This window comes from Xenorhabdus sp. Sc-CR9, assembly GCF_963897815.1.
Lineage (GTDB): Bacteria > Pseudomonadota > Gammaproteobacteria > Enterobacterales > Enterobacteriaceae > Xenorhabdus.
Map to the genome: position 1 here is coordinate 1 of NZ_CAWQTY010000236.1, position 9,129 is coordinate 9,129.

Annotated in this window: 8 protein-coding genes and 1 pseudogene; all 9 read right to left on the reverse strand. The window is 48.7% G+C overall.

Annotated features, from left to right (window positions below):
• Positions 1 to 364: 364 nt before the first annotated feature.
• Positions 365 to 1,906, reverse strand: a complete 1,542-nt coding sequence (locus AACQ81_RS18960) for an NAD(P)/FAD-dependent oxidoreductase (protein WP_237388233.1) — start codon at positions 1,904 to 1,906, stop codon at positions 365 to 367.
• Between the two features lie 25 nt (positions 1,907 to 1,931).
• A complete protein-coding gene (locus AACQ81_RS18965) occupies positions 1,932 to 2,330 on the reverse strand; it encodes a DUF805 domain-containing protein (protein WP_237388234.1) in 399 nt (132 codons plus the stop codon).
• Between the two features lie 198 nt (positions 2,331 to 2,528).
• Positions 2,529 to 3,815, reverse strand: coding sequence for a 4-aminobutyrate--2-oxoglutarate transaminase (locus AACQ81_RS18970; RefSeq protein WP_237388235.1), 1,287 nt, complete (start codon positions 3,813 to 3,815; stop codon positions 2,529 to 2,531).
• Positions 3,816 to 3,851: 36 nt separating this feature from the next.
• Positions 3,852 to 4,604: a cache domain-containing protein gene (locus AACQ81_RS18975; RefSeq protein WP_237388236.1), complete on the reverse strand. Its 753-nt coding sequence runs from the start codon at positions 4,602 to 4,604 to the stop codon at positions 3,852 to 3,854.
• Positions 4,605 to 4,642: 38 nt separating this feature from the next.
• Positions 4,643 to 5,398: a FadR/GntR family transcriptional regulator gene (locus AACQ81_RS18980; RefSeq protein ID WP_237388237.1), complete on the reverse strand. Its 756-nt coding sequence runs from the start codon at positions 5,396 to 5,398 to the stop codon at positions 4,643 to 4,645.
• 53 nt (positions 5,399 to 5,451) lie between these two features.
• Positions 5,452 to 6,225 (reverse strand): nuclear transport factor 2 family protein, encoded by a 774-nt coding sequence (locus AACQ81_RS18985; protein WP_237388238.1) that lies wholly within the window; start codon positions 6,223 to 6,225, stop codon positions 5,452 to 5,454.
• A gap of 15 nt (positions 6,226 to 6,240) precedes the next feature.
• Complete coding sequence (locus tag AACQ81_RS18990) at positions 6,241 to 7,671, reverse strand: gamma-aminobutyraldehyde dehydrogenase (protein WP_237388239.1); 1,431 nt, start codon at positions 7,669 to 7,671, stop codon at positions 6,241 to 6,243.
• A 238-nt stretch (positions 7,672 to 7,909) separates the two neighbouring features.
• On the reverse strand, positions 7,910 to 8,869 hold the full coding sequence (locus AACQ81_RS18995; protein ID WP_237388240.1) for an oxidoreductase: 960 nt from the start codon (positions 8,867 to 8,869) through the stop codon (positions 7,910 to 7,912).
• Positions 8,870 to 9,032: 163 nt separating this feature from the next.
• Positions 9,033 to 9,129, reverse strand: a pseudogene (locus AACQ81_RS19000) (IS5/IS1182 family transposase); the annotation flags it as partial.

A 9,129-nucleotide genomic window follows, 5' to 3' on the forward strand; every position in this document is an offset into this window, starting at 1 on the left:
GTTTCTTTAACAACGGATAAATGTTCAATCAGGGTCATAGGTAAGCGATTAGAAGAGAAATAAGGCTAATTAGATCATGCTATTAATTTTCATTCAATAGATGTTAAAAAAGTATGCTCGCGCCCTGGTTAGAACTCAACAACATATTTAACGAGAAATACCGAGATAGTCAAGAATCAATACCTGCAAAAGGATTTCATTCAGTACTTTCATTCGGCGCTAAATTTTAAATCGTACAAATACGCCTAATTAAGGCCTGGCTATTGCCTGGCCTTCAAACCGTATCAATTCAATGCTTGCACAACCGGGGACGTCCATATATGGTCAATGAATCGCAGCCTCTCGGTTAATAGAAGCGAACCACTCAGAATGAAATCATATCTGCCGGGTTAAGTGTGCTTATCACTCCCAGAGCACCTTTAATCAATGGAAGAGCCACCGGTGAGAGATAGGAACCCAGAGGAATACTTGCATGATCGATGTGAGTAAGCATAGTAAAGTCGTGGTTGCGTCCGGTGAAATCGTCGCTGATGGCTTTGCCAATGCGCACCGTCTGTGCCACTCCATGACCACTCCAACCATGTACCATATACACAGGGACGTTGTCATCGCTTTTGCGGACATCGGTGGCTCCGTTCAGAGTCAGGTCGCTGATCCCGCTCCAGGAATATTCCAATTCGGGTTTTGCCAGATTCGGGAATACTGTTTTGATACGATTAAGCAAATAATTGTTCACATCACGCGGTGACCAGGAATTGCCAGTACCCTGTCCACCAAACAACAGGCGGTTGTCGCGCACCGCGCGATAATAGTCTATTTGTAACTGTGTATCGTAGACTGGCAGATCTGATGGGATCAATTCTTTGATATCCACCGTCAACGGCGAAGTTACCGCCACATAGGTGAAAAAAGGCACTGTAGTAGAAAAGCCGGATATAAACTTATCAGTAGAGCCATGCACCCCCAGTACCACAGCTTTACTCGCCCTGATAACTCCCCGCTCAGTTTCTATGATCGTGCTGCTGGCATCCTGCCTGATACTCTTCACTTTCGTATTGTCATAAACTCGTCCATCCAGTCTGGCAAAACCATAAACCAGACCTCGCAGCAGCGCCAGAGGCTGAACCTGTCCACCAATACTGTCTATATTGGCACCATGATAGATACTCGAACGCACATACTGTTCCTGCAATTCGTGTGGCCCAATAACCTTCACCGCCGTATCCCCTAGATGACGCCGGGCATCAGCATCAGCCACCAATGATCCCATATGACCCGGGTGTATCGCTGCGGTAATATGACCATATTTGCGGTCACATTCAAAACCGTAACGCTCTTGGAGTTCATCTACAAGATTCATCGCTTCAACCGATGCAAAACGCCATAAACGTTTGGCTTCATCAGGTGAAAATTTTTCCAGTATAGTTTCAGCACCCCAGCGGGCAATTCCGGGGGTAATCTGCCCCCCATTACGGCCAGAGGCTCCAGAACCAATGTTATCCTTTTCAACCAGAATCACATCCACGCCCGCTTCTGCAAGATGCAGCGCTGTGGAAGCACCCAGCAATCCACCGCCAATGACGACAACCTCACACGTCTGGTCTCCAGAAAAACGTCTAAAATCTGGCCAATCGACCAGAGAGGCCTCATAGTAGTTCGCTGGCATGGCGTTGACAGCCGCGTCTCGATGCCAGTTCCAGATGCGAGGATCCAATCCCAATCGGCTGGTTCTGTACTGTGAATCCTGCAACAGCGTCGGTCGGAGTGAGTCAATATTGACGACCGGAGCATCGACCGCAGTTAAGGCCCGGGCAAGCAAAGATGTGGCGGGAAGAATAGATGAAAGTACTCCCGCCCCAGCAAAGGTCGCGGTAGTTGAGATAAAATCTCTTCTGTTCATTGCCATTTCAGCACTCCTTTATGACCGGAATTTACCCGTTAGTCTGGTCTGAGGTATTTTTCTGTGAGTTAATCCTGTTATCTGAACTGTATTTATTGCTACCCGCCTGCCCTTTAAGAGCGGCGAGAATCAGTAAGATAACAGTGCCGATAAATGGGATAAGGTGTAACAGTAGCCACCAAGCGCTACAGTTGATATCGTGCAGGCGGCGGGCATTTACCGCCAGCGCTGGTAAAAATGTGAGCAGCAGATAGACAGCACTGAACCACCCCATATAAATTTCGGGATTGGCAACAGCAAATAGCCTTTCCAGAAAAGAAATGATGAGAACAGCCAGAATCTGAAACAGAACGAAATACCAGAACTCCTTACGCTTGGCTCGCCCCCTGAAACAGATATAATTCTTTAATACATTTAAATACCAGTACATTGTTGGCCTCTCTTGTGAACCAGCGGGTTCCTCCTTGCCGTCATGCTCATTTTCGGTTAATCCCTTTTACACTGGCGCAGCATGCCTGCTAACGAAGCGATGACTTCGCCGTTGGGGGGATAACTACCTCAAAATACCAACAGTGACGGCTCCCTGAGTTTTATCGTCCACCAGTAACCAGTAAAGAGCTTCCAGCCACTACTTTTCCTCTTTATGGTTCAGATCGAGCAGCACAGATTCCAGAATGCTGAGCGCCTCGTCAAAAACTTCATCTTGTATCGTCAGCGGAGGAAGGAAACGGATCACGTTACCGTGTATACCGCACGTCAACAAAATAAGACCACGCTCTAGCGATTTCTGACGCACCGCGTTGGTAAAGCCGGCATCGGGTCCCTGACTGTCCGCACGGTTAAATTCCACCGCAATCATCAGCCCAGGCCCTCGTACGTCGGCGATCTGCGGGACACGCGGCCGCAGTTCACGCAGACATTGTTTCAGTCGCTCCCCTAGCTGAATCGCACGTATAGCCAGCTTCTCTTCTTCGATCACATCGAGCACCGCATGACTAGCCGCAATCGCTACCGGATTACCGCCATAAGTTCCCCCCAAACCACCCGGTACCACAGCATCCATCAGATCTGCCCGCCCCGTTACCGCCGCCAGCGGGAAGCCTCCCGCCAGACCTTTTGCCATCGTGGTCAGATCAGCCGCAACTTGATGGTGTTCCATGGCAAACAGTTTGCCTGTACGCGCGAAACCGGTCTGGATTTCATCGGCAATGAGTACAATACCGTAGCGATCGGTAATTTCACGCAGGGATTTAAGCAGTTCAGGAGGTGCAGGATAGAAACCGCCTTCTCCCTGTACCGGTTCGATGATTATGGCAGCGACGCGCGTAGGCTCAATAGCGGTTTTGAAGAGATTCTCCAGCGCATTCAGTGTCTGTTCCACACTGATGCCGTGCAGCCCTACCGGAAACGGGACATGATAAACATCGCTAACCAGCGGGCCGAATCCCATTTTATATGGTGCCACTTTGCCGGTTAATGACATACCAAGGAAAGTACGGCCATGAAAAGCGCCATTGAAAGCCACCACGCCGCTACGTCCGGTAGCGGCCCGCGCGATCTTAACTGCATTTTCTACTGCCTCAGCCCCGGTGGTAACAAAAACGGTCTTCTTCACAAAATTACCCGGTACCAGACGATTCAGTCGTTCGGCCAGCGCTACATAGTTTTCATAAGGCACTACCTGATGACAGGTATGGGTAAACTGTTCCAGCTGTTCTCTGGCTGCCGCAATGACCCGTGGGTGGCGGTGTCCGGTGTTCACCACGGCAATACCGGCGGCAAAATCAATATAGCGTTGCCCCTGGGCATCCCAGATTTCAGCATTTTCGGCGCGTTCAACATAGATTTGAGTAGTCACGCCAACGCCTTTCGCAATAGCCGCGCTACGCCTTTTAGCTAACATGGATTCAATCATAAGTAGAATTCCCTGATCAATCTGAATAAGTGGGTTTCAACAGACAAACGCCCTGTGTGATTCAGTGTGTGATGACGGCAGGATCACCAGATGCAATGAAGGTATTTCACCATCGGGTGACCAATTAACGTCTTGGCTTTTCAATAGCGAACCGGAACGCACTCCCGGCACTGTCGAAGTCACGACACGCGCATCGTTATTAATAATCAATGCTGGTTTACCGATGGCACTCAGAGCCGGCAGAAGTAGGTTATCCAACGTCGAGACAAGCATATCCACTGCCGCAACACCGGCAAACTCTTCACCGATAAGCACCGGATGGGCTATCGTAATCGTGTAGGCTCCGTTACAGACATAATCCACATAAGGACCGTCAATGACGGGAAGATGCCTGCTGGCCGGCTGCCGGAACCATTCAAAAAACCGGAAATCCAGACGCCTGCGCTGCTCCTGATTGCGTTCCAGCTGTGCATGCTGAATATTATTCCCTTCCTGACGCCACCACTCCAGCGTCCAGTAACCATCCTCCTCCCCAGCCGCTTGCGTTACCGAATAGCTGGCAAATCCTGCCCCGTTACACCATGTGTTGTTACGCAGTACATCGTGAATATGTGTTTGCAATGCGCCGCGTTGTTCCTGTGCCAAGCGGACTCCTTCTGTATGATATAACGGCAGATCCAATAAAATCCGCGCTGTCTTATCCGCCAGAGCTGCGGTGGCCTGCTTCGCTGCAATCAGGATATCGTCCAGGATGCTCCTGGCCCGTTCTACGTGTATGTCGTTGTACATATGCCTCCCTCTCTCCTGATGAAATGAATGCAGACACGTTACTCACGATTAGATCTCGGCAAAAATGGCACATCAGTATCCATACGCAATTTGCGTTCAAGCAGGTGGTCGGTAATTTGGATAATCATCTTTTGCGCAAGCTGGTAACAGGTAAGGTCATCACCTTCATACAGAGCGGCCAGAAGTGTACGCCAGACAGTAACAACCTCGTTATGAACGGTGGCTTCTCGATACAAAAGCGCCATCAAAGGTGTCCATTCAGCCTGAATCTCCAGCTCCTGATTGGCAAGCCTGGCCGACTGTGACTGGGATGCCAGGGTTAATAGACAGCGCATATCTGTTTGTATACGGATATCCGGTTGCGTCGCGACCTCAAAGCTGTCGATCAATTGCTCAAGCTTTCTCAGTTCATCCGGTGTCGAACGTTGCGCCGCAAGCCTCGCACTGTGGCCGATCACTGCACAGTGAAACTCGCTGAAATCCGCCAGTTCACCTGCAGCCATCCGCCGCAACGGATGATATTTCCGCATGTCCTCAACAGAGACCTGACACACAAAACTACCGCCATGACGTCCACGCCGAGTATCGATCAACTGCCTAGCGCGCAGCGTATTCAGTGCGTCACGAACAGTTACCGGTGACACACCCAACAACCGCGACAATTCGTTTTCGTTAGGCAGCTGCTCATCAGCCTGTAATATTCCGGAGATGATCGCGTTACTTAATCGTTCCACAACCTGTTCGGTCCGGGTAGCCTGATCGAGCGGGGCATAGATGATAGAATATGCCGTCATTCTCTAATTCCTGGTTGAAATGACATGGGATTTCAGCATGTCTGCAAACAACGCTAAAAAATACCGTGGCGATGCAGCGCTTGCGCATCCTCCGGTACCGGGGTGATAGCATCCCAAAGCTCAGCCACTTTGCCGTTCTCAATGCGCCATAGCTCAAAGTAACTGTGACGCGCTCCGGCAATGCTTCCCTCCGAATGGCTCAGAACAAACTGCCCGTCGGCTACTGTACGGTGGATTTTTGCATAATGCAGGCCCTGTCCTTCATCCCTGAGTTGCTTGAGAAACGCAATGACCGCAGCCGTACCATCAGGAATATCGGGGCTGTGTTGGCGAAACTCTTCACCATTGGTGTAGTTCCCAAAGTCATCATAGTGTCCTTCTATCAGAGTACGAGTGAAAAAATTAACCACTAGTTCACGGTTTTTCTCCCTGTCATGGCTGTGACCCGTTTCAGTCGGGCCGTCTAACTGAGTTCGGCCACTGGCGTTAGGAGCGGACTGCGGCACTAAGCCATCCCAGTGCTCCACGATTAAGCCATCAGCAACCCGGTACAGATCGAAACCGACCAACGGCTGATCGTCCAACCCGGTAAAACGGCCGTGGATAGCAACCAGGTCACCATCCTGTAATACACGGTACGTTTCATGGTGCAGTTCAGGATGAACCTCAACCAGCTCACGCAATCCGGCAAGACCATCTTTGACCAATGGGGAATGTTCGATGAAATTAGGCGAAAAATAACGCTCAAGTGCCCCCACATCACGGCGAGTAAACAGCTCGTGGTGTGCGTGCGACACCAAGTCGCGCGAAGATCTATTTTGATTCATTATGGGTGTCCTGCATCAGTCATTGGAACTCATCACGTGTTTGATACGCGTATATTCCTCGAAGCCATAAGCCGACAGATCTTTACCATATCCCGAATTCTTGAAGCCGCCATGAGGTGCTTCTGCCGTAAGAGGAATATGGGTGTTAATCCAGACGGTTCCAAAATCAAGCTCACGAGACATGCGCAATGCGCGGCCATGATCGCGGGTCCAGACACTGGAGGCCAACCCGTATTTCACATCATTAGCTTTCCCGATAGCATCCTGCTCTGTCAGGAACTTCTGCACTGTGATAACTGGGCCAAAAATCTCGGTCTGAATCACTTCATCGTACTGATCCAGACCGGTAATCACCGTAGGTTCAAAGTAATATCCCGAACGATCGGCCTGACAGCCTCCTGTTTCGATGCGGGCATGAGCGGGCAAACGTGCAATAAATCCCTTGACCTGTTCCAGCTGGCGAACATTATTAAGCGGCCCATACAGTGCCTCTTTATCTTCTGGATCGCCAAAACGGATGGCTTTGGCGGCCGCCACCAGTTTAGTGACGAAGATATCGTGAACAGACTCATGCACAAGCACTCGTGAAGCTGCCGTACAGTCCTGACCAGCGTTGAAGTACCCCGCGATAGCAATGGTCTCCACCGCTTTGTCCATATCCGCATCGGCAAAAATAACCACCGGTGCTTTACCGCCCAACTCTAAATGCGCTCTGGTGAGATTAGCCGCCGCCGAAGAGGCAACCTGCAAACCTGCACGTACGGAACCCGTGATGGAAACCATCGCTGGTGTTTTGTGCGAAACTACCAGAGCACCTGCGCTGGCATTACCCAGCACCACGTTGAAGGAACCGGTGGGGAAGAATGGTGCGGCCAGTTCAGCCAGCAACAGAGTACTCTCCGGCGTGGTATCGCTCGGTTTAAGTACCACAGTATTACCTGCTGCCAGCGCAGGCGCTATCTTCCATACCGCCATCATCAACGGATAGTTCCATGGGGTAACCTGCCCAACCACTCCCAGCGGTTCACGCCGGATACTGGTGGTCATATCAGGAAGATATTCAGCTGTAGCCTTACCTTCGAGAAAACGGGCAGCCCCGGCGAAGAAGCGAATATGATCCACCGATGTCGCAACCTCCTCGGAAGCAATCAGATGCTTGAGCTGCCCTGTATTGCGGCTCTGTGACTCAATCAGACGTTCAGCGTTTTTTTCTACCGTATCAGCCAGCGCTAACAACGCCTGCTGACGCACCGAGGGCGTACTGCGTCCCCATATTTTAAACGCCTCTTTAGCTGCTGCATAAGCATCATCAACATCTGCTGTGGTCGCGTTAGGAGAACGTGCATAAGATTCACCAGTGACTGGACTTACCAAATCAAAATATTCAGAACCTTTGGATTGAATATACCGACCATTAATAAAATGCCTGAGCGTTGGCACCGACATGGTTACCTCCTGATGGATTGAATATATAAAATATAACCTATGATTTAATATATTTAATGGTTGCATCATTGTCAAATTTGTATCAAAAATGTAAAAATTCACATACATTTATATACATACGAGTAACTTTCAGCATTTCCATCAGGAAAAAAGTTTAAAACTGTGAGTAGGATCGAGGATTTCGGGATTGGGCACTGTTGCAAAAAGCAGACTGCATCACAACTTAAACAAAACGCACTTAGTGGCCTGAAAATGCATTCACGTCTGTAAGGTTAGCCGTGAAATTCCACAATTTTAACGCTTCTGCTGGATCAATTGCGTATTCACAAACACCGACAAAAGGTTCGGCATATTCTGATGCGAGAGCTGCAACATTACAATCTTCACAATAAAGTCCCCCCAGTCCTTTCAGGGATGGACTTGTTACCGCCCATACCCCAGTTGCAGCCCCTTGTTCTGGAGATTTAAAGGTTGGATCAATCGGATTTCCATCCTTATCCATCCACCCTTCATTTGTCATCTCTTCATTAGTCAGGTGTCTTTGGAGAGGAGTGAATATTTTACCTGGATGCAAAGAAAATGCCCTGATATCTCTACTTTGACCATAAATATCCAACTGCAATGCAAAAAGAACATTAGCAGTTTTAGACTGTCCATAAGCAAGCCATTTGTCATAACCATTAGTAAAATGAATATCATCCCATCTGATTGGAGAATGATGATGCCCTGCGGATGAAACACATGCAATTCTTCCTCCGGAGCAAATATTATTCCATATCAGATTAACCAACACATAATGGCCGATATGATTCGTAGTAAACTGAGATTCCCAACCCGGACCAACTCTTTTTTCGGGACAAGCCATGATTCCAGCATTGCAAATCACAAAATTAAAATTATAACTGTTGGCAGTGATAAACGATGCCAAACTCCTTACAGATCTGATATCTGAAAGATCAAGCTGAAGAATTGTGACATTCGGTAACCCACTTAGGGCTTTGGAGGCACTCCTTACATTCCGGGCACCTACAACTACATGCACACCTGCTTTTGAAAGTGCTTTGGTAGCCTCAAACCCCAATCCAGAATGTCCGCCTGTGATAAGGGCGACTTTATCCTTAAGGTCTAGAGCTTCAAGCACATCAGAAACTGTAGATGACGCATTAAATCCTGCATTAATCGGCTTTTGTATTCTCATAAAATCTCCAATAAATATTTTATTGATCGCACATAACCGTTAAATGAAATCTATAGTGAACGCCATAACATCCGTTTTGCATCATTTCAGTATCTCCAGAAATTTAATTTGCCAGAGAGATAAAAGGCTAGACTAGAGCGTGTTGACCTTTGTTGTACATGTTTCAATCGACCCACATAGGGAGCCACATGATTGAAAATGCCAAAGCAACGAGACTTTCATAATTTCTTGCTAATTTGTCATACCGAGTAGCTACTGCT